A 24,346-nucleotide genomic window follows, 5' to 3' on the forward strand; every position below is an offset into this window, starting at 1 on the left:
TGTAAAATCACCTTTAGCCTCAATATTTGATTAACAGGGGCTTTTTTTCAGGTTATTTAACACAAACGCCCGCGTCGCTATGGTTTTGTCGCGATATAATATGCGCCTTGCCCGTGGCGCGTTCTTCTTTAATTTAGCGAAATGTGATAAAAAGTAGTGTTTACCGCGACAAGCTTTTAACGGAACCTATGACGATTCAGGATGCCAGACCCGCAAGCGCCTGCGCGCTGGCAGCACCCCACGCGATTTCTTTGTTTACGCGCGCGTGGCCGCACAACAGATCCGTGTGTTCCCATGAATCGCCAGGCAGCCACTGCCCGCCTTCCGTTGTCTCATCCGGCCTTTTGTTCGCGGCTTGCCTTTACCTGTGCCTGACTGATGGCTCGTTAACTGGGGTTCCACGGCTATGATGCCCTACAAATTTCCACTGACTTCCGGTAACGTCACCCGGTTTTTCGTGATGTTTATCCTGGTACTGCTGTTGGCATCCGGATTTATGATCCACAACGCCGTTAACGCCTGGCTGACCGATAAACGCTATGCGATGGCGGATATCGCTCACGTTATGCAGAAGCGTATCGACACCTACCGGTTCGCTACCTGGCAGATTTATGAAAATCTTGCGGCCAATGCCGCAGGCTCGCCGCCGAACAGCCTGCAGGAAACCCGCCTGCGTCCCGATGTCTATTATCTTGAGAAAACCCGCCGTAAAACCGAAGCGCTGATTTTTGGCTCGCACGACAGCAGCACGCTGGATATGACGCTGCGTATGTCTAACTATCTGGATACGCTATGGGGCGCCGAAAACAGCACCTGGTCAATGTATTTTCTCAACGGGCAGGATAACAGCCTGATTTTAATTTCGACGCTGCCGTTAAAAGATATGGCGACGCGTTATAAAGAGAGCGCCATCAGCACTATTGTCGATGCGCGCCGCGCGGAGATGCTCCAGCAGGCCAACGCGCTGGACGAGCGGGAAAGCTTCTCGCCGCTGCGCCGCTTTACCTGGCAGAATGACCACTATTTTACCGTGCGCACCACCTTTAACCAGCCGGGCCACCTGGCCACCGTGGTCGCCTTCGATTTGCCGATTAACGATCTGATCCCACTGAATATGCCGCTGGAAAATTTCCAGCTGAAGCAGGATATGGCCGGTACCGGCAGCAGCGCCAGCGTGGATGAAGACAGTACGCACAGCACTAAAGTCACGCTGCTGAATCCCAATGTAGAAATCGCCGCCTCGCTGTCCAGCACGCCGTTGCAGCTGGTTTATCGCGTGCCGATCCTCGGCCTGATCGCCGACACGCTGCGTAACCTGATGTGGCCGCTGCTGGCGAATTTTGTGCTGCTGCTGCTTTCGCTGGCCGGTCTGCTGCTGCTGCGCCAGCAGTCGCTGCGCCCCAGCGAAAACCAGAGCGCCGAACTGGAGTCGCTGCGCATCCTCAATGAAGAGATTGTGGCCAGCCTGCCGGTTGGCCTGCTGGTGTATGACTTTGCCAGCAACCGCACGATTATCAGCAACAAAATCGCCGAGCACCTGCTGCCGCATCTCAATCTGCAAAAGATTATCAATATGTCCGATCAGCATCAGGGCGTGTTGCAGGCTACCGTCAACAACGAAGTTTATGAGATCCGCCATGCGCGCAGTATGCTGGCGGCCAGCACCCAGCTGTTTATGATGCGCGATCAGGATCGCGAGCTGTTGGTGAATAAAAAGCTGCAAAAAGCGCAGCAGGTGCTGGATAAAAGCCACCAGACGCGTCAGCAGCTGTTGCAGAATCTGGGACACGCGCTGAACCGGCCGCTGGGCGATGTGATCGGCCATTTGCAGGCTATCGAATCCGCGCAGCCTGGCGAGCAGCTGGAAGACGCGCTGCAGGAAGCGCAGGCGCTGCGTCGGCTGGTGGATGATATCGTGCTGTTAAATCGTCTGGAAACGCACGACTGGGCGCCGGACGCCGAAGCCTTTAACCTGCAAAGCGTGCTTGATGAGCTGGTGACCGAGGCCCTGCCCTCGCTGCGGCGTAAGGGGCTGAAGCTGGTGGTCAGCAACCGTCTGAACAGCGACGAGAACCGTTTTGGCGATCGGCGCGCTATTTACAAAATCCTGACCACTCTGCTGCACTATTCCATTACCAGCACCAGCTGGGGCCGCATCTCTATTGAGGTCAGCCATCCTGCCGATCGGCCGGACAGGCTGGCGATTGAAATGGTGGATACCGGCGCCGGACTGACGGTGGACGAGATGGGCAACACCGATTTTCCTTTCCTCGGCGAAACCAGCTTTGACCGTTTTGGTCAGGCTTCGGGGCTGGCGTTTTTCCTTTGTAAGCAGCTGTGCAAACAGCTTGGCGGGCATCTTGAAATTGTCGCGCGTCCCGATATCGGCACCCGTTACAGCATCCAGGTTCATGCGCCGCAGGAACACCAGCAGGCTCAGGAAGAGAAGCTGCTGGAAGGTCTGACCGCGTTAATTGATATCAACGTGGATGAGGTCAGAAAAATTGTGGTGCACCAGTTAGAAAACTGGGGCGCCAGCTGTATTACGCCGGACGAGCGCTTTTCCGGACAGGATCACGATGTGCTGGTCACGGACGACCCGGCCAGCCTGACGGCCTGGTCGCTGCTGCTGACGGATGATGAGGCGGGCTACACCGCGCTTTCCCGCGATCGCTTCAGGGTGAATTTCAATATCAGCAGCGCTATGCAGGATGCGTTACTGCAGCTTATTGAGCTTCAGCTGGCCCTGGATGAGACCGAAGAAGAGGAGACGCCTGCGCAGCTGTTCGCGCCAGGCTATTTCCAGCTGTTTGTTGAGACAGTACCAGATGATGTAAAGAGATTGTATAATGAGGCAGCAGAAAGGGACTTGAGTTCGCTTGCTCAGACTGCGCATCGCCTGAAGGGTGTGTTTGCCATGCTTAATTTGACACCGGGCAAGCAGCTTTGTGAAACGTTAGAACAGCACATAACCGAGTGTGACAATTCAAACATTAAAAATACCACCAGTGAAATTGACCGCTACGTCAACGAACTGCTGCAGCAAGGTAACCAATAATATGAACAACCTGAACGTAATTATTGCCGATGACCATCCTATTGTTCTGTTCGGCATTCGCAAGTCACTTGAACAGATTGAATGGGTCAATGTTGTCGGTGAGTTCGAAGATTCCACAGCATTAATCAACAGCCTTTCCAAGCTTGACGCCAACGTCCTGATCACCGATCTGTCGATGCCTGGTGAAAAATATGGCGACGGTATTACGCTGATTAAGTATATCAAGCGTCACTATCCGGACCTGTCGATCATCGTTCTGACCATGAACAACAACCCGGCCATCCTCAGCGCCGTGCTGGACCTGGACATTGAAGGGATCGTGCTGAAACAGGGCGCGCCAACCGACCTGCCTAAAGCGCTGGCCGCACTGCAAAAAGGCAAGAAGTATACGCCGGAAAGCGTGGCTAAACTGCTGGAGAAAATCAGCGCGGGCGGCTATGGCGACAAGCGCCTGTCCCCGAAAGAGAGCGAAGTGCTGCGCCTGTTTGCGGAAGGTTTCCTGGTAACCGAAATCGCCAAGAAGCTGAACCGCAGCATCAAAACCATCAGTAGCCAGAAGAAGTCGGCGATGATGAAGCTGGGCGTGGATAACGATATCGCGCTGCTGAACTATCTTTCATCCGTCAGCACCATGCCGGTGGATAAAGACTAAACCCCCAGGGCTTATCCTGAGCCTGGCTCCCGCCAGGCTTTTTTTATCGTCCGCGTTACCCTTCCCGGCTTTTCCTGACCCGATCCGCGTAAAACGCCAGCGTCTGCTGTAGCGTGTCCAGCGTAACCGGCTTCGACAGACAGTTATCCATACCCGCTTCCATACAGCGCTGTTTTTCTTCCGCCAGCGCGTTGGCGGTGACGCCGACCACCGGGAAGGTCAGGCCCAGCTGCCGCAGGCGCTGCGTCAGGCGATAACCGTCCATATTCGGCATGTTGACGTCGGTCAGGACAATATCAATCTCGTTGCGGCTCAGCACGTTGAGCGCATCCACGCCATCCTGCGCCGTTTTCACCCGATAGCCCAGCGAGCCAAGCTGATCGGACAGCAGCATGCGGTTGATAGGGTGATCGTCCACCACCAGGATAAGAATATCTTCGTTGGTGACACTTTTCTCGTCCGTTTCCGGCAGCTCTGACGAAGCGTCCGGCATCTCTACTTCAACACGATAGATGCGTCCCAACAGCGCGGGCAGCTCGTGCGGCGTGGTGGTGCCGTAAACCCAACGCCCCGGCGACAGCTCCTGCGGGCCATCGTTATGGCTGCCGTCAAAGCGGATAGTCGCCCGGTGCACCTGCTGACTCTGGAAGTCGTAATCGGTCACGATCACGTCATCCGGCTCGCAGCGGCTTAGCTCATGCAGGCGCTGCACCTTCAGGCCGTGCCCGTCGAGCAATTTTTCCAGGAAGGCGGCCAGCGCCTCGTTACGCAATTCCAGCCAACAGGTTTTGCCTTCCAGGCCTTCGTGCCGCTGCGGGGTTTTCACCTTGCTGTTATAAAGCGGAATGCGCACGATAAACTGGCTGCCCATTCCCGGTTCGGAATCGACCTCAATATCACCGTCCATCATATTGATCAGCTTTTCACAGATAGCCAACCCCAGGCCGGTGCCCTGGAAATTACGCTGCACGCCGGTGCCGACCTGGAAGAACGGATCGAACAGGCGGGTGATCTCTTTGGCCGGTATGCCCACGCCGGTATCACGCACGCGGAAAGCCAGATAGCCGTCTTTAACGTAGGCCTGCAAAATAATGCCGCCGGTGTGGGTAAACTTAATTGCGTTGTTCAACAGGTTAGAGATGACCTGCTGAAGGCGGATCGGATCGCCGTCCAGCGTGACCGGCACGTCGCTGTCGATAAAGCACCAGAGCGTCAGGCGTTTTTTCACCACCATCGCCAGATAGTTAGAGGCGATATGGGTGATCACCTCGCGCGGCGCGAATTCCCGTGGTTCAATACGCAGCTGCTCGGACTCAATTTTAGAGAAGTCGAGAATATCGCTGATGATTTTCAGCAGCAGGCTGGAGGAGTTATTCATCGCCGTGACCAGCGACTCTACGCCTTTAGGCAGCGCGCGGGTTTGCAGCAGATCCAGGTTGCCGATAATGCCGTACAGCGGCGTGCGCAGCTCGTGGCTGACCGTGGCCAGGAACATGGATTTCGACTGGCTGGCCTGCTCGGCAGCCTGTGCCATTTCCTGTAGCGACTCTTCCATTTTCACGCGTGCGCTGACGTCCACCAGCACGCAAATCGCCACGTTTTCGTTGCGATAGCGCGAATGCACAAAGCTGATTTGCAAATTGGTATTGCTGCCGGTCAGCACGTCAACAAAGTTAACCTGCTGGCCGCAAATAATTTCGGTCAGGCGCTGCCTGTCTTCCTGCGTCAGCATACTGAGGTAGTTATGTGCCAGCTCGTTGCTGAGGATATTGGTGCCGTCGCTGGTGCGCAGGATGCAAATGCCGACCGGAGCAGAGGCGACGATTTTACGGTTAAACTGCTCGTGCTCTTCCAGGCGATGGGCATTATCTTCGGCGGGCAAAAACATGCGCCGCTCAAACAGCCAGGCCAGCGTAAACAGAATAATGGCGCTGATGACGTTCAGCAGGATGGCATTGATGATCAGCATTTTCAGCTTTTCGACCATCTCGTTGGTCTGCACCGAATAGACCATGGTCAGCGAAGACGGCGTCAGCGTTTTTTTCAGCACCAGCTGTTTGTAGCCGTTGATATAGCCGAACCAGGTACTGTCGTCGGGCAGATCGTCCAGCGATACCCGGCTGCCGGGCCGGGAAGAGGTCAGCACGCGCTGATTGTCTGCGTCCAGCAGCATAGCATTGACCGGGAAGCTGCCCGGCACCACAAAATCATCCAGGCGGATGGTTTGCTCAATGCCCAGCAGCGCCGCCATTTTGCTGGCGACATACACCGGCGTCACCATATAGTAGTAGCCCGTACCGGGCTGGCTGGCCGGCGCGATCCAGAAGAAGCTGTTTTTGCGCTCTTCATCATTGCCGCTGCGGTATTTCAGGATGCGTTCGTGCAGCGCTTTCAGCGCGCGCTCGCGGTCGGCGGAGGCGTTGCCGACGCCAAAGTCTGCCAGGCACAGGCTTTCACCGCCAATAAAGAACACCCTGTTCAGCTCATAGGCGGAAGCGAAATTGGCTTTCCAGTAGTGCAGGAAATAGCTCAGCGACTCCAGCGAATTGCGCCAGACGTCGCTCATGGCGCTACAGTCAGAGTCGGAATAGAGCGGATAAAACTGTGGCAGCGCCGTTTTGCCGGGAAAAACGCCGTTGAGCACGTCAAGGCCATTGGCGGACGCGTTCAGCCGGTTCTCGGCGATATATTTCAGTTCTCGCGTAACGTCTGTGGAATGGCGAATATACCACTGCGCCTGCTCAAAGCTGGCGTTGAACTCCTGCCGTACCTGCGCCTCTTTCTCGTGCAGCACGTTAATAATATAAAAGGTGGTGAGCAGCGCACCGAGCGTCCAGAGCATCAGCGCCAGCGCCCGGAACAGATAGCGAGAGATCCTTAACGTTGTTCTGAACGAGACTAAATATTTCAAACGGAACCTACAGTGGCGGCTGGTCGGGATGACAAATACGATCCCGCTACAGTACCGCCAGAGCCGTTAAAAAGCCAGTTACCCGTACGCTCAACGCGCTGTTTTCTGCGTAAAACGCCGCGCTTACTTAAGACTTTTCCGGATAACCGTCAGCGGAACGGCGACAGGCCGCAAAAACGTCGCTTTTTTGCGCCAGCGCGGCCAGTTTCTCGGCAGATTCATTCATACAACCCAGCGATAGCGCAATAATCTCCTCTCTGGAAGGTCGGCGCGCGCTCTGGCTTTGCGCTTTTTGATTTTTTCTCGATAACATAAATAGCCTCCTGCACATATGTCTGATGATAAAGATAACCGGCCGCCTCTGCGTGCCGGATAAGAAGACGATGATACAACCTGCCCAGCTTTTTCCGGATCGCCACCGCTACCAGCATCATCGGCCGATGCCGTTGCGAAAAATCCTCTATGGCGGCCCCAATTCCCTGCACCATAAACTTCTCCAGCTCGCTACGCGTAAAGTTCATGCCGCCGTCAGGCTTAAAACGTCCCTCTTTGCCTGGCAACAATAGCGCATCGTGCGGATAAAAGCTTACTATCCAGGCGAAATTTTCAACATAATCATGCGTCCAGTTTCCAGTAAAAAGAAAGTACATTGCCCTGTGTAATGGATTGATCTCAACAATGTATTCCCGGTTTCTTCCGTCCCGCTTAATTACGCTGACCAGATAACATTCTCCCCTGCCCGTCAGCGGAGAAAAATAACGTTCGGCTTTGATTTGCATGGCAACCCTCCGTAGTTCGCCCTGCGTGTATAGCAATCCTCTTCGCCGCTGTCCGTTTCGGACGCCAATCCTGCGTATCGTCTTCCGCATTTTCTTCGGCGCATAAAAAAAGGCCGGTTCACTGAACCGGCCTCTGGCACCTTAAGCGGAAGAAATTACTCTTCTTCGTCGCCTTCCGGCGCGTCGTCTTCCATCACTTCCGGCGCGATGTCCTCGTCGCCTTCGGCCACGCTGCCGTCGATAGCATCCAGCTCTTCTTCGGCAACCGGCTCGGCCACGCGCTGTAGGCCCACCACGTTTTCATCTTCCGCAGTACGGATCAGAATAACGCCCTGGGTGTTACGGCCAACCACGCTGACCTCAGACACGCGGGTACGCACCAGCGTACCGGCATCGGTGATCATCATGATCTGATCGCTGTCGACCACCTGCACCGCGCCGATAACCGGCCCGTTGCGCTCGGTAACCTTGATCGAGATAACGCCCTGGGTCGCACGAGACTTGGTCGGGTACTCGCTGTTGGCGGTACGCTTACCGTAGCCGTTCTGCGTCACCGTCAGGATAGCGCCGTCATCACGCGGCACGATCAGCGAGACCACACGATCGCCTTCCGCCAGCTTAATGCCGCGCACGCCCGATGCGGTACGGCCCATCGCGCGCACCGCGTTCTCGGCGAAGCGCACCACTTTACCCGCCGCAGAGAAGAGCATCGCTTCATCGTTGCCGTTGGTCAGCGCCACGCCAATCAGCTCATCGTCTTCGCGCAGGTTGACGGCGATAATGCCGGCGCTGCGTGGACGGCTGAACTCGGTCAGCGCGGTTTTCTTCACGGTGCCGCTGGCGGTCGCCATAAAGATGTTCCAGCCTTCCGCGTATTCACGCACCGGCAGAATTGCGGTGATGCGCTCGTTCGCTTCCAGCGGCAGCAGGTTGACGATAGGACGTCCACGCGCGCCACGGCTCGCTTCCGGCAGCTGATAGACCTTCATCCAGTAGAGACGACCACGGCTGGAGAAGCAGAGGATCGTATCGTGGGTGTTGGCCACCAGCAGGCGGTCGATAAAGTCTTCTTCCTTGATGCGTGCTGCCGACTTGCCTTTGCCGCCGCGACGCTGCGCTTCGTAATCCGTCAGCGGCTGATATTTCACGTAGCCCTGATGCGACAGGGTCACGACCACATCTTCCTGGTTGATCAGATCTTCAATATTAATATCGGCGCTGTTGGCGGTGATTTCCGTGCGGCGTTTGTCGCCAAACTGGTCACGCACCAGCTCCAGCTCTTCGCGGATCACTTCCATCAGGCGCTCTGCGCTTTCCAGAATGCGGATCAGCTCGGCAATTTGCTCCAGCAGCTCTTTGTACTCGTCCAGCAGCTTTTCGTGCTCCAGGCCGGTCAGCTTCTGCAGACGCAGATCCAGGATCGCCTGGGCCTGCTGTTCGGTCAGGTAATACTGGCCGTCGCGAATGCCGTACTCTTCTTCCAGCCACTCCGGACGCGCCGCGTTGTCGCCCGCGCGTTCCAGCATGGCGGAAACGTTGCCCAGCTCCCACGGACGCGCCACCAGACCCGCTTTCGCTTCCGCTGGCGTTGGCGCGTGGCGGATTAGCTCGATAATAGGATCGATGTTGGCCAGCGCGATCGCCAGCGCTTCAAGGATATGCGCGCGATCGCGAGCCTTGCGCAGTTCAAAGATAGTCCGGCGCGTCACCACTTCACGGCGGTGGCGAACAAAGGCTTCCAGAATATCCTTCAGCGGCATGATCTTCGGCTGGCCCTGATGCAGCGCCACCATGTTGATGCCGAAAGAGGTTTGCAGCTGGGTCAGCGAGTAGAGGTTGTTCAGCACCACTTCGCCTACCGCATCGCGCTTCACTTCCACCACGATGCGCATCCCGTCTTTATCGGACTCATCGCGCAGCGCGCTGATCCCTTCCAGACGTTTCTCTTTCACCAGCTCCGCCATTTTCTCGATCAGGCGCGCTTTGTTCACCTGATAGGGAATTTCGTGGATGATGATGGTTTCGCGGCCGGTTTTAGCGTCCACTTCCACTTCGCCACGCGCGCGGATATAGATTTTGCCGCGCCCGGTACGATAGGCTTCTTCAATGCCACGACGGCCGTTGATGATGGCGGCGGTCGGGAAGTCCGGCCCCGGAATGTGTTCCATCAGCCCTTCAATGCTGATGTTCTCATCTTCGATATAGGCCAGACAGCCGTTGATCACTTCCGTCAGGTTGTGCGGCGGAATGTTGGTCGCCATGCCCACGGCGATGCCCGAAGAACCGTTAACCAGCAGGTTCGGGATCTTGGTCGGCATGACTTCCGGGATCTGCTCGGTGCCGTCATAGTTCGGCACGTAGTCGACGGTTTCTTTTTCCAGATCCGCCAGCAGCTCGTGAGCGATTTTAGACATGCGCACTTCGGTATAACGCATTGCCGCAGCGGAGTCGCCGTCAACGGAACCGAAGTTGCCCTGGCCGTCTACCAGCATGTAGCGCAGCGAGAAAGGCTGCGCCATACGCACGATAGTGTCATACACGGCGGTATCGCCATGCGGGTGATATTTACCAATAACGTCGCCGACAACACGGGCTGACTTTTTATAAGGTTTGTTCCAGTCATTGCCCAGCACGTTCATGGCATAGAGCACGCGACGGTGTACTGGCTTCAGGCCATCGCGGACGTCTGGCAATGCACGGCCAACGATGACCGACATGGCATAATCAAGGTAAGAGTTCTTTAGCTCTTCTTCGATATTGACCGGTGTGATTTCTCTGGCCAGGTCACTCATGGAGGCGCTTTCCTTCTAAATTATACCCGGATTTAAAGGTGCGAAAGTATATCACCTTTAGGCACTATGGTGAACGGAAAGCGTCGTTCCGCCCGCTTTAATCGCGCGCTTTTATCCTGTCGGCCGTTCGCCTGCGGAAAGATGTATACTGAAGCCAAACTTCCAGGGAGTAAGAAACAATGAAGGCAGAGCAAAACAGCGCCACGGCTAACGTGGATCATCAGGAAATTGCCAAGTTCGAGGCGGTCGCGTCGCGCTGGTGGGATCTGGAAGGCGAGTTTAAACCGCTGCACCGCATTAACCCGCTGCGCCTGGGTTATATCGCTCAGCACAGCGACGGCCTGTTTGGCAAAAAGGTGCTGGACGTCGGCTGCGGCGGCGGCATCCTGGCGGAAAGCATGGCGCGTGAAGGCGCCGAAGTGACCGGCCTGGATATGGGCGCGGAACCGCTGGAGATCGCCCGTCTCCATGCGCTGGAAAGCGGCGTGAAGGTCGACTACGTACAGCAAACCGTTGAAGAGCATGCGGAGCAGTTCGCCGGTCAGTACGACGTGGTGACCTGTATGGAGATGCTGGAGCACGTGCCGGATCCGCGCTCGGTGGTGCACGCCTGCGCGAAGCTGGTTAAGCCCGGCGGCGAAGTGTTCTTTTCCACCCTTAACCGCAACAGCAAATCCTGGCTGATGGCGGTGATCGGTGCGGAGTATGTGCTGCGCATGGTGCCGCGCGGTACGCACGATATTAAAAAGTTTATCCGCCCCGGCGAGCTGCTGAACTGGGTTGATGAAACCTCGCTGCGCGAGCGTCATATGATTGGCCTGCATTACAATCCGCTGACCAACAAGTTCAAGCTGGCGCCGGGCGTCGACGTTAACTATATGGTGCATACGCACCGCCCTGCGGAATAACGCCTCTTCCCTTAAGGACGCTGTTTCTTAAGGGAAATTTTTTCCTGCCTCCGCTTTGGCTGCACCTCCCTTCTCGCACCGCACTTTTTGTCCTTCTGCCTTTGCAGGAATTTCTTATTAGCTTCGGCGTAAATTTTATTTCGTGCCTGCGTCGCTTTTTTCGCCATTCGTCAGGATATTTTCAGCATCTGAAGTATACTTTTTGGCCAAAAAAAAAGGCGGCGGATCAAGGGCGCGCAAAGATCCCGCATTCAGGAAAAATAAGAAAAAATTTCTCGCCCTGTTGACATGGACCCAGGGCCTTGAGAAACGCGGACTTAGGAAAACGGCCAGCCCGCGATCAGTAAAATTGCCGCTGCGTCAAGGCTTGTTAAGATCGCAGAAATTACTAAAATAACCACCATATTGTTATCAATACTTCATCCACCCCCTATATATAGTGTTTATCCACAGAGTTACTCACACGTGAGCAGTCTGTGTATAAACGGGGGATATTTTCGATCTCACGGACAGGATAAAAACGCCACATGAATCAGAGCCTGCTTGTCACTAAACGCGATGGCCGCACCGAACGCATCAATCTGGATAAAATCCACCGCGTGCTTGACTGGGCTGCAGAAGGTCTGCAAAACGTTTCCGTCTCTCAGGTTGAACTGCGTTCCCATATCCAGTTTTACGAAGGCATCAAGACCTCCGACATCCACGAGACGATCATCAAGTCTGCTGCCGACCTGATCTCCCGCGATGCGCCGGACTATCAGTACATGGCCGCGCGCCTGGCTATCTTCCACCTGCGTAAAAAAGCCTACGGCCAGTTTGAGCCGCCGAAGCTTTACGATCAGGTGAAGCGCATGGTCGATCTGGGTAAATACGATCGCCATCTGCTGGAAGACTACAGCGTGGAAGAGTTCGAGCAGATGGACGGCTTTATCGACCACTGGCGCGATATGAACTTCTCCTATGCCGCCGTTAAGCAGCTGGAAGGCAAATATCTGGTGCAGAACCGCGTGAGCGGCGATATCTACGAAAGCGCGCAGTTCCTCTATATTCTGGTGGCGGCCTGCCTGTTCTCCGGCTATCCACGTGAGACACGTCTGGATTACGTAAAACGTTTCTACGACGCGATTTCTACCTTTAAGATTTCCCTGCCGACGCCGATTATGTCCGGCGTGCGCACCCCAACCCGCCAGTTCAGCTCCTGCGTGCTGATCGAGTGCGGCGACAGCCTGGATTCGATTAACGCCACCTCCAGCGCCATCGTGAAATATGTTTCCCAGCGCGCCGGTATCGGCATCAACGCTGGCCGCATCCGCGCGCTGGGCAGCCCGATCCGTGGCGGCGAAGCCTTCCACACCGGCTGTATTCCTTTCTACAAGCATTTCCAGACGGCGGTGAAATCCTGCTCGCAGGGCGGCGTGCGCGGCGGTGCAGCGACGCTGTTCTACCCAATGTGGCATCTGGAAGTAGAAAGCCTGCTGGTGCTGAAAAACAACCGTGGCGTGGAAGGCAACCGCGTGCGTCACATGGACTACGGCGTACAGATCAACAAACTGATGTACACCCGTCTGCTGAAGGGCGAAGAAATCACCCTGTTCAGCCCGTCCGACGTGCCTGGCCTGTATGACGCTTTCTTTGCCGATCAGGAAGAGTTTGAGCGCCTGTATACCAAATACGAGAAGGACGACAGCATCCGCAAGCAGCGCGTAAAAGCGGTAGACCTGTTCTCACTGATGATGCAGGAACGCGCCTCAACCGGCCGTATCTATATTCAGAACGTTGACCACTGCAACACCCACAGCCCGTTCGATCCGGCTATCGCGCCCGTGCGCCAGTCCAACCTCTGCCTGGAGATTGCGCTGCCGACCAAACCGCTGATGGACGTCAACGACGAGAACGGCGAAATCGCGCTCTGTACGCTGTCGGCGTTCAACCTTGGCGCCATTGAAAGCCTGGACGATCTGCAGGAGCTGGCCACGCTGGCAGTGCGCGCGCTGGATGCGCTGCTGGACTATCAGGATTACCCAATCCCGGCCGCCAAACGCGGCGCGATGGGCCGTCGTACGCTGGGTATCGGCGTGATCAACTTCGCGTACTATCTGGCGAAGCACGGCGTGCGCTATTCCGACGGCAGTGCCAACAACCTGACGCACAAAACCTTTGAAGCCATTCAGTACTACCTGCTGAAGGCCTCCAACGAGCTGGCACAGGAGCAAGGCGCCTGCCCGTGGTTTAACGAAACCACCTATGCGCAGGGCATTCTGCCGATCGACACCTACAAGAAAGATCTGGATGCGATCAGCAACGAGCCGCTGCACCTGGACTGGGAAGCGCTGCGCGAGGCGATTAAAACGCACGGCCTGCGCAACTCCACGCTTTCCGCGCTGATGCCGTCAGAGACCTCTTCGCAGATCTCCAACGCCACCAACGGCATTGAGCCGCCGCGCGGCCATATCAGCATCAAGGCTTCCAAAGACGGCATTCTGCGTCAGGTAGTGCCGGAGTATGAGCGTCTGAAAGATCAGTATGAGCTGCTGTGGGATATGCCGAATAACGACGGCTATCTGCAGCTGGTCGGCCTGATGCAGAAGTTTATCGACCAGGCGATTTCATCGAACACCAACTACGATCCGACGCGCTTTGCCAACGGTCGCGTGCCCATGAAACAGCTGCTGAAAGATCTGCTGACCGCCTATAAGTTCGGCGTGAAAACGCTTTATTACCAGAACACCCGCGACGGCGCGGAAGATGCTCAGGACGACCTGGCGCCATCCATTCAGGATGACGGCTGTGAAAGCGGCGCCTGCAAGATTTAACCAAAGCGGGGCGAGCTTCGCCCCCTGATTTTACGTCGGGCCGGGTTTTCCCTGCCCTTCCTCACTGGATAATGTCATGGCTTACACCACGTTCTCGCAAAATAAAAACGACCAGCTGAACGAACCGATGTTTTTCGGCCAGCCGGTCAACGTCGCCCGCTACGACCAGCAGAAATACGGCATTTTTGAAAAGCTGATCGAAAAGCAGCTCTCCTTTTTCTGGCGCCCGGAAGAGGTGGACGTGTCGCGCGACCGCATCGACTACCAGGGCCTGCCGGACCACGAAAAGCATATCTTTATCAGCAACCTGAAATACCAGACGCTGCTGGATTCCATTCAGGGACGTAGCCCGAACGTGGCGCTGCTGCCGCTGATTTCGATCCCCGAGCTGGAAACCTGGGTCGAGACCTGGGCGTTTTCTGAAACCATCCACTCGCGCTCTTATACGCATATCATCCGCAACATCGTTAACGATCCGGCGGTGGTATTTGACGATATCGTTACCAACGAGCAGATCCTGTCGCGCGCCAAAGATATCTCCGGCTACTACGACGATCTGATCGAGATGACCAACTACTGGCATCTGCTGGGCGAAGGCACGCATCAGGTCAACGGCAAAACCGTGACCGTTAACCTGAGAGCGCTGAAAAAACAGCTTTATGTCTGCCTGATGAGCGTGAACGCGCTGGAAGCGATCCGCTTCTACGTCAGCTTTGCCTGCTCGTTTGCTTTTGCCGAGCGTGAACTGATGGAAGGCAACGCGAAAATCATCAAGCTGATTGCCCGTGATGAAGCGCTGCACCTGACCGGCACTCAGCATATGCTGAACCTGCTGAGAAGCGGCGAAGACGATCCGGAGATGGCGGAAATCGCTAAAGAGTGCCAGCAGGAGTGCTACGACCTGTTTGTGCTGGCCGCGCAGCAAGAGAAAGAGTGGGCGGAATACCTGTTCCGCGACGGCTCGATGATTGGCCTGAACAAAGATATTCTTTGCCAGTACATCGAATACATCACCAATATCCGCATGAACGCTGTGGGTCTGGAGCTGCCGTTTAAAACCCGCTCTAACCCGATCCCGTGGATCAACTCCTGGCTGGTTTCGGACAACGTGCAGGTTGCGCCGCAGGAAGTAGAGGTCAGCTCTTATCTGGTTGGGCAGATCGATTCCGAAGTAGGCGAAAACGACTTCGACGACTTCCAGCTGTAACATGCGGATGTACGTTACCCTCAGCGCCTGCGGCACGCGTCTGGAATGCGCTGAGGATCACCCTAACCTGCTGACGACGCTGGAAGCCCACAACTATCAGGTGGAGTTTCAGTGCCGTGAAGGCTACTGCGGCTCCTGTCGTATGCGCCTGGTAAAAGGGGAAGTCAGCTATGCGGAGAAACCGCTGGCCTTTATTCAGCCGGGAGAGATCCTGCCGTGCTGCTGCAAGGCTAAAGGTGATATTGAGATCGAGATCCTGCACCTTTAGTTGTACGCTGAATAACCGCGCCCTCCGGCGCGGTTTTTTTAGCCTCGCTGCGTCTCCACCACGTCAATCCAGCCGTGGCCGCCCGTAACCTCCAGACCATCCAGCCAGCGCCGCAGCATATTCAGCGCCATCATGGCAGAGACGTCCTGACGCGCCTTCAGCCCGTGCCGGTTGTTGCTGAACTTTACCCGCTGACTCCAGCAGCCCTGCGGCGTAAAGAGGGCAAAGCCGAGGTGATTTTCTTTTTCTGCGCCAACCACCAGCGCCAGATCGGCTTTATCCGCTTCGGCTAACCGTTGCGCGCGCTGCATCAGTTCAGCCAGGCTTTCATCCTGTGACGGCAGCACGTTGCCCGCCGCCAGCGGCGCCTGTACCGAGGCGAGCTGATACTGCACCAGTCCGGCGGTAAATTGTTCGCTGACCGCCAGGCGATGGGTCTGTTCCTGCAGGCGACGCGACAGCTGCGCGGGCAGCCCTTCCGTACCTTCAAAAATCGTGCTTTCGCCAGCGATCTCGCGCACCTGCTGCCAGAACTGCTCCATCTCAGGCAGCTTAGAGGCCGGGCCATTCAGCTTCAGCTCGATAATCGGCATTGAGGCGCGGTATCCCATTACCACGCCTTCCGGCAGCGGCAGCGGTTCGATTTCTGACGCCAGATCGCTTTCTCCGCGACCAAAGGTAGTCAACCGCAGGCATACCGGCGGGTCTGACACCGGGAAGCGAGCTTTAAGACGAGGCAGAATTTGCTCCTCGACCATTCTTTTATATTCTGACGGCACGCCGGGGGTGAAGAAGATCCAGCAGCGGTTGAGCTGAAGCGCAAAACCGCAGGCGGTGCCGATCGGATTGTCAATCATCTCGGCGCCCGCCGGGATTTCCGCCTGCTTGCGGTTGCTGTCGGCCATTTTGCGGCCGCGTCCGGCAAAAAACGCCTCCATCTTCGCCAGCCACTCTTCCTGCATCACCAGCCCGACGCCTGCCGCTTTCGCCGCCGCAACCGCGCTTAAATCATCGCTGGTCGGCCCCAGGCCGCCGTTGACGATCAGCACATCCGCCACCTTGCTGCGCTCGGTAAGCACGCTGACCAGCTCTTCCATACTGTCGCCAACGGTCTGGCGGCTCGTCATGGGTAATCCCTCTTGAAACAACAGTTCGGCCAGCCAGGCCGCATTGGTATCCACGATTTGCCCGTGCAGCACTTCATCGCCGGTAGACAGCATTTCCACTCTGATCATGTTCTTCTCCGCATTGTTCAGACCTGTTTAACAGTATGAAGCCTCACGGGAAATTACAACGTCATTTCACCATCAATACGGCAAATGGCAGCAATAGCTAACGCCAGATTGCCGTCGATTAACCGAAGCGGGCAATATAGCCCACACAATAGCCAGTGCCGATTGAAAAAGAAATTTTGAAAGGTATCACTTCAGTTAACGAGGATATGCGCTCATGACCAAAAAAGGACTCACCACCGCCTCAGGCGCGCCAGTCGCCCATAATAATAATGTAATGACTGCCGGACGCCGCGGCCCGATGCTGCTACAGGACGTTTGGTTTCTGGAAAAGCTGGCCCACTTCGACCGCGAAGTGATCCCGGAGCGCCGTATGCACGCCAAAGGCTCCGGCGCTTACGGCACCTTTACCGTAACTAAAGATATTACCCGTTTCAGCCGGGCGAAGATTTTTTCCGAAGTGGGCAAAAAAACCGACCTGTTTATGCGCTTTTCTACCGTGGCCGGCGAGCGCGGCGGTGCCGATGCCGAGCGTGATATTCGCGGTTTCTCGATGAAATTTTATACCGAAGAAGGCAACTGGGATCTGGTCGGCAACAACACCCCCGTTTTCTATCTGCGCGATCCGCTGAAGTTCCCCGATCTGAACCACGTGGTGAAACGCGATCCGCGTACCAACCTGCGTAACCCAACCTACAAATGGGATTTCTTCTCGCAGCTGCCGGAGTCGCTGCACCAGCTGACTATCGACTTCAGCGATCGCGGCCTGCCCACTTCCTATCGCCATATCCACGGTTTCGGCAGCCACACCTATAGTTTTATCAACGACCAGCAGGAGCGCTTCTGGGTTAAATTCCATATGCGCTGCGAACAGGGCATTCAGAACCTGATGGACGATGAGGCCGCGCTGCTGATTGGTCGCGACCGTGAAAGCTCGCAGCGCGATCTGTTCGACGCCATTGAGCAAGGCAACTTCCCGCGCTGGAAATTCTTTGTGCAGGTTATGCCGGAAGCCGAAGCCTCCTCCACGCCTTACAACCCGTTCGATCTGACCAAAGTCTGGCCGCACGCCGACTATCCGCTGATTGAAGTGGGCGAGTTTGAGCTGAACCGCAATCCGGACAACTACTTTGCCGAAGTGGAACAGGTCGCCATGAGCCCGGCTAACGTAGTGCCCGGCATCGGTTTCTCGCCGGATCGGATGCTACAGGGTCGCCTGTTCTCCTATGGTGACGCGCACCGCTATCGTTTGGGCGTCAACCATCATCAGATCCCGGTGAACGCGCCGAAGTGTCCCTTCCACAACTATCATCGCGACGGCGCGATGCGCGTGGACGGCAACAGCGGCAACGGCGCCACCTACGAACCCAACAGCTTTAACGTGTTCCAGGAGCAGCCCGATTTCAGCGAGCCGCCGCTGTCGCTGGAAGGTGCAGCCGACCACTGGAACCATCGCGAAGATGATGACTACTTCACCCAACCGCGCGCGCTGTTTAACCTGCTGAGCGAAGAGGAACACCAGCGGATGTTCCAGCGTATCGCCGGAGAGCTGCGTCAGATACCGGAGTTTATCCAGCAGCGCCAGCTCGCGCTCTTTTATCAGGTGCATCCGGCCTACGGCGCAGGCGTGGAACAGGCGCTGAAAGAAGCAAAACAGGGCTAAATGTCGGGCCGTCTTTGGCCTCGATAGCGCCAGTCAGCATAGCCATGCCGGGATATTTTCCCGGCATTATTGTTTGATGACCAACTTAAAAGCCTGCGGGTGTATTGCCGTTTTTTACAGCAGCACCACAGCGGTAGAGGCTGAGCGGACGGGCAACAAGCCTGGATAGTCGTATTCACGGCGTCTCCGTGTTCCGCTCTGTCTCTGCGGCTATTCACCCAACGAAGTAGCGAACTGACGGCTGAGCATAGTTTTGTCAACAGTCAGTAATGCCGGAATTTGTTCCGGCATTACTGTTTTTCCTGCCGTAACACCCACTCCGCCAGCTGCCTGCGGGAAGGCTTGATGCCGCCGCCGCTCAGCTTCGGCAGTGTGTACCAGCGCACCGGGCGTTGAAACCCGGCCAGATTTTTTGCCGCCCAGTCCTGCAGCGGCGCGAACGAAGACGTGCCCTTGAGCGCCACCAGCGCGACCGGCCGGTGACCATATTCCTCATCAGGCTGCGGCACGATAAAAACCTGCTCCACCGTTTCGTGCCGGGCCAGCACCGCTTCCAGCTGTTCGGGTTGAATACCTTCCCCCGCCGAGAAAAACAGATTGTCCAGACGCCCGCTAATCAGCAGATTGTTACCGCGCTGCACACCACCATCGCGCGTGTGAAACCATCCTTCCTTATCGGTAAGCGGCAGCAGCTTCCCGTCCTGCCAGTAGCCGCAGGCCAACGCCTCTGAACGTATAGTAATTTCTCCCTCGTTTAGCCTGATGCTATGACCGGGCAGCGGATCGCCGACGCCTGGCTCGCCGTCCGCCCTTTTCGCCGCCACGGTCGAGGCCGTTTCCGTCATGCCGTAGCCGCACCAGCAGGCGATGCCGCGCGCTTCCGCCTGAGCGGTCAAAGCTGGCGGAATAGCCGCCCCGCCAAGCAAAACGGTGCCCAGCCGCAGCGTCGGCTCCTGCAGTAAACGCCAGAGCTGCGTAGGCACCAGCGAGGCAAAAGTCGCTTCCGGGCTGATTTTGTTATCGCTGAGCACCAGCCTTGCGCCGCGGTAAAGCCAGCGCCAGAAAATGCCCTGGCCGGAAACATGAAACAGCGGCAGCGAGAGCAGCCAGCTGTCATCCGCCCCAAAGTTCAGCCTTGTCGTTACGCCGTGCGCGCTGGCGAAATGCGCGTTAAAGCTGTGTGCAGCGGCTTTCGGCAGGCCGGTGGAGCCGGAGGTTAACGTCAGCGTGGCGATGGCGTCGCGCTGCCAGCGGGCCGGGATCGGGCCAGCTTGATTGATTATCTTTAACGCAGGGATATTTGCTGGCCCCTCGCCGTTCAGCGTCAGCGCATAGTCCATATTTAACGAAGGCAGCAGCGCGGCAGTCTGCCAGGCCGGCAGCCGGGGATTGATAGGCAGCAGGCGCGCGCCGCAGCGCAGCAGCGCCAGCCAGGCCAGCACGGCCCGTTCGCAGTTGGCGGCCTGTAACACCACGCCGCTCCCGGCGCTTACTCCCTGCGCGTGGAAGCCTGCCGCCAGCGCCTCGATTTGGTCTGCCAGCTGCGCCCAGCAGTAGGCGCGATCGTCAACCGTCAGCGCGAGGCGAGTCGGCGCCAGCTTCGCCCAGTACAGCCAGGGCCAGCAGTCAGCGCTCAGCATACTTCCTCCAGGTCTTCAGCAGCCGTCAGCGGCAGCGGCGACCCCGGCCAGGCGCGTACCAGCTGCTGCTGCATTAGCGAAAGCGTATCCAGACCGGGCGCGACGCCAGGCGTCAGCCAGCTGGCTATCCGCGCCAGCTGCGTCAGGCCCAGGCTCGACTCCACCGACGAGCTAATCACCGCCGTCAGGCCGGCCTCGCTGGCTCGGGCGATAGTTTCGCGGATTGTTGCCAGGCTGCCGACAAGCGTTGGCTTGATCACGATAGCGCGCAAATGGGGTTCCGCGGTCGGAACGTATCCCGGCAGGCGGCTGCTCTCATCCCAGGCCAGCGCGATGCCCGTTTCCTGCGCAAAGAGACGTGAATCCTCCTGCGTTCGGCACGGCTCCTCGATAAAAGCGATACGCGAGCGCAGAGGCTCCGGCACAAAACGGGCGAACTGCCTGGCTTTCTCCAGGCACCACTGCTGGTTCGCATCCAGCCGCAGCCTCAGCGTCGGTACCGCTTCCAGCAGCAGCGATGCGGTTATGCCATCGCGCACCGCTTCGTAAAGGCCCACTTTCAGCTTGGCTACCGGCTGCGGCCGCTGGTTAAGCTGAACAATCAGCTCGTCGGGATCGCCTGTGCACAGCATTGCGCCAGAATAGTTGCCCGCTGACGGCAGCAGGCCAGCCAGTTCCGCCAGCGCGCAGCTGAGGCCAAACGCCACGGAAGGCGACAGGCCGTGCTCTTTTGGTAATAGCGCTGAGGACGAAAGCGATGGCGACACGGGCGTCAGCAAGCCATGTCCCGTTTCCGCGCCCGATCGCCAGCCTTGCAGCCAACGCAGCGTTTCAGCCTGCGCCTGCGCCGCCGTTTCCGTACTGAAGCCGGGCAGCGGCGCTATCTCGCCCCAGCCTTCCCGGCCCGCCTCTTCCAGCCTGACCAGCAGCCCGTGGCGCGATGCTACCCGCCGATCGCGCAGTACCACGCCCGCCGTCACTAGTATGTTGTAATTAAAGAGCGTCGCCCGGCGCATCAGGGATTTCGCTTAAAGCGGCTGAAATCCGGCTGCCGCTTCTGATTAAAAGCGTTGCGCCCTTCCTGGCCCTCTTCCGTCATGTAGAACAGCATGGTGGCGTTGCCCGCCAGCTCCTGCAACCCCGCCTGGCCGTCGCAGTCGGCATTCAGCGCCGCCTTCAGGCAGCGCAGCGCCATCGGGCTGTTTTGCAGCATCTCACGACACCAGCGCACCGTCTCTTTTTCCAGTTCAGCCAGCGGCACGACCGTATTAACCAGGCCCATTTCCAGCGCCTGCTGCGCGTTGTACATCCGGCACAGGAACCAAATTTCACGCGCCTTTTTCTGACCAACAATGCGCGCCATATAAGACGCACCCCAGCCGCCGTCGAAAGAGCCGACTTTGGGGCCGGTCTGGCCAAACTGCGCATTGTCCGCCGCTATCGTTAAATCGCACAGCATATGCAACACGTGCCCGCCGCCGACCGCATAGCCTGCCACCATCGCCACTACCGGCTTGGGACAGGTGCGGATCTGACGCTGAAAATCCAGCACGTTAAGATGATGTACGCCTGCCTCGTCGCGGTAGCCGCCGTAGTCACCGCGAATTTTTTGATCGCCGCCGGCGCAGAAAGCCTTATCGCCCGATCCGGTAAGGATAATGACGCCGATTTGCTCGTCGTGCCGCGCGTCGCTCAGAGCATGCAGCATCTCCTTAACGGTTTGCGGCCGAAAAGCGTTGCGCACCTCGGGCCGGTTGATGGCGATCCTGGCGATGCCGTCCGACGTTTTGTGATAGAGGATATCGCTGTAGTCGCCACATGGCCGCCACTCTGTCGGCGCATACAGCATCGCTTCATCGGGATAAATCATGATTTCTCCTTAAACGGGGTTGAGCTTTTGCGCCAGGGCGGCGGCAAAGGCCTGTGGGCAGGCGCGATGGGCGTTGTGACCCGCCGCCGGGATAGTGGTAACCGGCAGCCCGGCCCCGGCGGCCAGACGCTGAAATTTGAGGTCGTGCTCGCCGCAGAGATAGTGGAAAACAGGAAGGCGCTGGATTTCCGGCAGCAGATACGGCTGGCGGGCGAGCGAGGTATTGAGCAGCATAGCGGCCAGCGCCTGCGGATCGTTATCGGCTCGCAGGGCGATCAGCTGTTGCCGCTGCGGTTCGCGCAGATCGGCAAATACCGGCTGGCGATACCACTTATGCAGCGTGTCGCCCAGCGGCTGCTGGCGGAACAGGCTGGCCCAGTGGCGATCGTCAGCCAGCCGCTGCGCCCGCTCATGGGGCGACGCCAGCCCGAAGTGAGCGCCTTCCACCACCGCGCCAGCCAGCGACGAATCTGCATAGCGGCAGGCGTGATACAGCGCCGCGCGGCCGCCGAGCGAATAGCCGATCAGCCAGTAGCGTTGAATGCGATGCTGTCGCAAAGTGGCGTTCAGCCGCGCCGAAAGCTGTTCAAAACCGCTGACCCGCTGCGCCCGTGAGCCGCCGTGTCCGGGTAGGTCAATGCTCAGCTGCGGCCAGTCGCAGAAAAAATCCTGCACCGGCTGCCACTCCCGACCGCTGCCCAAAAAGCCGTGCAACCAGACCAGCGTCGGCCTGTCGCTGCGGTGTTCGCCCTGCCAGCGCGCGTGCAGTATCATTTTCGCCATGCTCCGGCGAGCCACGGTGCGCCCGCCTCAACCTTCAGCTCAATCAGCGTGGCGGTGGTGCTGCGCCAGCCCGCTTCAACAGTGGCCTGCAGCGATGGCCAGTCTTCCGGCTGACGGTAATCCAGGCCGAACATAGCGGCGGCGCTGGCGAAACACGCCTGCTGCGGCAGGGTGAAAAAGCGCGCCCGCTCGTTTTCAGGCGTCGGCAGCAGGGAAAAAATCTGTCCGCCGCCGTTATTGACCACAATCAGCACCAGCGGCCCGGCGGTCAGCGCCAGGCTGTTGAGGTCATACAGCGCCGAGAGATCGCCCACTATCGCCAGCAACGGTTTGCCGCTGCCGCGCTGTACGCCGGTCGCGGTGGCAAGTAGCCCATCAATGCCGCTGGCACCGCGGCTGGCATAGACGGGATAGCCAGCAGGCAGGCGGGCAAAGGCGTCGGCCAGCCTGATGGTCAGGCTGTTGCCCAGAAACAGCGCGCCCTGCTCCGGCAGCAGCTCTGCCAGCCGCTGCGCCAGCTGCGCTTCACCAAACTCCTGTAGCCTTTCGGCGAGCGCTGCATGGGTTTCCAGCGCCAGCGCCTGTAGAGAAGGCAGCCATGCAGGTTGCGAAACGGCTTGATGCGCGACAAGCCATTTGTCGATGTCGGCCACTATGCGCTGACTGCGATGATGGGCGGGATCCAGATGGCCGGGCAGCGGATCGATGAGCCAGTATGCCGCCGGATCCGCTGCCGCCAGCCAGCTGGTCAGCCTTTTCCCGGTAAGCCGGGCGCCAAACTGAATAAGGATTTCCGCCCGATCGAGCGCCTGCCGCGCATGTTCCTCCTGGAGCCAGAGTTCGCTACAGGGAAACGGCGCGCCGGTATGGGACTGTATATCCGCCAGCAGCGGCCAGCCCAGCGTCTCTGCCCATTTGGCCAGCGCCACGCCCTCCTGCGCCGTGATTTTGCCCGCGATAATCAGCCCGCGCTTTTGCCGCCAGCGCGGCCAGCTGTCGAGCACAGGCGTGGCCCGCTCCGCATGGATGTTCAGCCAGGGCGTGTCTTCGAGCCACCATTTGCCCAGCGCATCGTGCCAGGCCTGGAACGCCGAGGACGCTTCGCCGTATAAAGGTTCGGCAAAAGGCACGTTGATATGTACGGTGCCTGTAGGATGCTGTTGCAGCAGCGCATCAATGGCCGAAACCAGCCAGCGAGACGGAATATCTGCAGAGGGTCGGGGAAGATCCAGCGCGCCGCCGACGTGGCTGGCGAAAATACCGGGCTGGATGATGGCCTGATTGGCGCCGCAACCGATGAGTTCCGGCGGGCGATCGGCGCTGAGCACGATAAGGCGTTCGCCGGTCAGGCTGGCTTCGATCACGGCGGGCGCAAGATTGGCGACGGCGGTGCCTGAAGTGACGATTATCGCTACCGGACGCTGCGTCGCTTTCGCCAGGCCCAGCGCCAGATAGCCGAGGCCGCGCTCGTCAAAGTGGGTATGACAGATCAGGTTGCCCGCGGCGGCTTCCAGCGTCAGCGGCGCGGATCGGGAACCGGGTGCAATACAGATGTGCTGCACGCCATGACGGCTAAGGGCTGCCAGTATAACGGCGGCCCAGCGGCGGTTGAAGATACTGTGCGACATCACCCACTCCAGATCAAACAAGCAGCGGGCAGTATAAGAGCGCCCAGGCGGGCCGATTTTGATTTAGGGCAGGATTAACGTGTTATTTTCACTTTGGCAACCTGGGCGGCAAAAACAAAACGGGCACCCTGAAGGTGCCCGT

16 protein-coding genes are annotated in these 24,346 nt (G+C 57.9%); 7 read left to right on the forward strand and 9 right to left on the reverse strand.

The window, feature by feature from the left end; all coding sequences use genetic code 11:
• The first annotated feature begins 406 nt into the window (after positions 1-406).
• Both rcsD and rcsB read left to right on the forward strand, forming a co-directional pair.
• A complete protein-coding gene (gene rcsD / locus QZH36_RS14170; RefSeq protein ID WP_253459839.1) occupies positions 407-3,058 on the forward strand; it encodes a phosphotransferase RcsD in 2,652 nt (883 codons plus the stop codon).
• Position 3,059: 1 nt separating this feature from the next.
• Positions 3,060-3,710 (forward strand): response regulator transcription factor RcsB, encoded by a 651-nt coding sequence (rcsB, locus tag QZH36_RS14175; RefSeq protein ID WP_034938033.1) that lies wholly within the window; start codon positions 3,060-3,062, stop codon positions 3,708-3,710.
• A gap of 55 nt (positions 3,711-3,765) precedes the next feature.
• Here the strand turns inward: rcsB and rcsC are convergent, their stop codons facing one another.
• From rcsC to gyrA, 3 genes are all read right to left on the reverse strand, one after another.
• The gene (gene rcsC / locus QZH36_RS14180; protein WP_301730496.1) at positions 3,766-6,621 is read right to left on the reverse strand and encodes a two-component system sensor histidine kinase RcsC; all 2,856 of its coding nucleotides are present in this window, start codon (positions 6,619-6,621) and stop codon (positions 3,766-3,768) included.
• A gap of 218 nt (positions 6,622-6,839) precedes the next feature.
• The gene (locus tag QZH36_RS14185; RefSeq protein WP_253459833.1) at positions 6,840-7,400 is read right to left on the reverse strand and encodes a hypothetical protein; all 561 of its coding nucleotides are present in this window, start codon (positions 7,398-7,400) and stop codon (positions 6,840-6,842) included.
• Between the two features lie 155 nt (positions 7,401-7,555).
• Positions 7,556-10,192 (reverse strand): DNA topoisomerase (ATP-hydrolyzing) subunit A, encoded by a 2,637-nt coding sequence (gene gyrA / locus QZH36_RS14190; RefSeq protein ID WP_253459830.1) that lies wholly within the window; start codon positions 10,190-10,192, stop codon positions 7,556-7,558.
• Between the two features lie 179 nt (positions 10,193-10,371).
• On the opposite strand from gyrA, the gene ubiG reads away from it, so the two are divergent.
• The 4 genes from ubiG (at position 10,372) to yfaE (ending at position 15,388) form a co-directional block, all read left to right on the forward strand.
• Positions 10,372-11,100 (forward strand): bifunctional 2-polyprenyl-6-hydroxyphenol methylase/3-demethylubiquinol 3-O-methyltransferase UbiG, encoded by a 729-nt coding sequence (ubiG, locus tag QZH36_RS14195; protein ID WP_125288228.1) that lies wholly within the window; start codon positions 10,372-10,374, stop codon positions 11,098-11,100.
• A gap of 527 nt (positions 11,101-11,627) precedes the next feature.
• Positions 11,628-13,913, forward strand: a complete 2,286-nt coding sequence (gene nrdA / locus QZH36_RS14200; RefSeq protein ID WP_253459827.1) for a class 1a ribonucleoside-diphosphate reductase subunit alpha — start codon at positions 11,628-11,630, stop codon at positions 13,911-13,913.
• 76 nt (positions 13,914-13,989) lie between these two features.
• Complete coding sequence (gene nrdB, locus QZH36_RS14205) at positions 13,990-15,120, forward strand: class Ia ribonucleoside-diphosphate reductase subunit beta (protein WP_253459825.1); 1,131 nt, start codon at positions 13,990-13,992, stop codon at positions 15,118-15,120.
• A 7-nt stretch (positions 15,121-15,127) separates the two neighbouring features.
• Positions 15,128-15,388 (forward strand): class I ribonucleotide reductase maintenance protein YfaE, encoded by a 261-nt coding sequence (gene yfaE / locus QZH36_RS14210; RefSeq protein WP_199746382.1) that lies wholly within the window; start codon positions 15,128-15,130, stop codon positions 15,386-15,388.
• Between the two features lie 38 nt (positions 15,389-15,426).
• On the opposite strand, the gene QZH36_RS14215 is transcribed toward yfaE, so the two are convergent.
• The gene (locus QZH36_RS14215; RefSeq protein ID WP_301251916.1) at positions 15,427-16,623 is read right to left on the reverse strand and encodes a nicotinamide mononucleotide deamidase-related protein YfaY; all 1,197 of its coding nucleotides are present in this window, start codon (positions 16,621-16,623) and stop codon (positions 15,427-15,429) included.
• Positions 16,624-16,837: 214 nt separating this feature from the next.
• Here QZH36_RS14215 and QZH36_RS14220 point away from each other — a divergent pair, with 214 nt between their 5' ends.
• A complete protein-coding gene (locus QZH36_RS14220; protein ID WP_253459819.1) occupies positions 16,838-18,283 on the forward strand; it encodes a catalase in 1,446 nt (481 codons plus the stop codon).
• Between the two features lie 290 nt (positions 18,284-18,573).
• On the opposite strand, the gene menE is transcribed toward QZH36_RS14220, so the two are convergent.
• Genes menE through menD form a run of 5 tightly spaced genes read right to left on the reverse strand, consistent with a single transcriptional unit; the run spans position 18,574 to position 24,204 of the window.
• Positions 18,574-19,920 (reverse strand): o-succinylbenzoate--CoA ligase, encoded by a 1,347-nt coding sequence (gene menE, locus QZH36_RS14225; RefSeq protein ID WP_301730555.1) that lies wholly within the window; start codon positions 19,918-19,920, stop codon positions 18,574-18,576.
• Positions 19,917-20,939 (reverse strand): o-succinylbenzoate synthase, encoded by a 1,023-nt coding sequence (gene menC / locus QZH36_RS14230; protein WP_301730497.1) that lies wholly within the window; start codon positions 20,937-20,939, stop codon positions 19,917-19,919. The genes menE and menC overlap by 4 nt, the downstream gene beginning before the upstream one ends.
• Positions 20,939-21,793: a 1,4-dihydroxy-2-naphthoyl-CoA synthase gene (menB, locus tag QZH36_RS14235; RefSeq protein ID WP_301251920.1), complete on the reverse strand. Its 855-nt coding sequence runs from the start codon at positions 21,791-21,793 to the stop codon at positions 20,939-20,941. The genes menC and menB overlap by 1 nt, the downstream gene beginning before the upstream one ends.
• A 9-nt stretch (positions 21,794-21,802) precedes the next feature.
• A complete protein-coding gene (gene menH, locus QZH36_RS14240) occupies positions 21,803-22,567 on the reverse strand; it encodes a 2-succinyl-6-hydroxy-2,4-cyclohexadiene-1-carboxylate synthase (protein WP_301730556.1) in 765 nt (254 codons plus the stop codon).
• The gene (menD, locus tag QZH36_RS14245) at positions 22,564-24,204 is read right to left on the reverse strand and encodes a 2-succinyl-5-enolpyruvyl-6-hydroxy-3-cyclohexene-1-carboxylic-acid synthase (protein ID WP_301730498.1); all 1,641 of its coding nucleotides are present in this window, start codon (positions 24,202-24,204) and stop codon (positions 22,564-22,566) included. The genes menH and menD overlap by 4 nt, the downstream gene beginning before the upstream one ends.
• Positions 24,205-24,346: the final 142 nt, after the last annotated feature.

This window comes from Erwinia wuhanensis, assembly GCF_030484085.1.
Lineage (GTDB): Bacteria > Pseudomonadota > Gammaproteobacteria > Enterobacterales > Enterobacteriaceae > Erwinia > Erwinia aeris.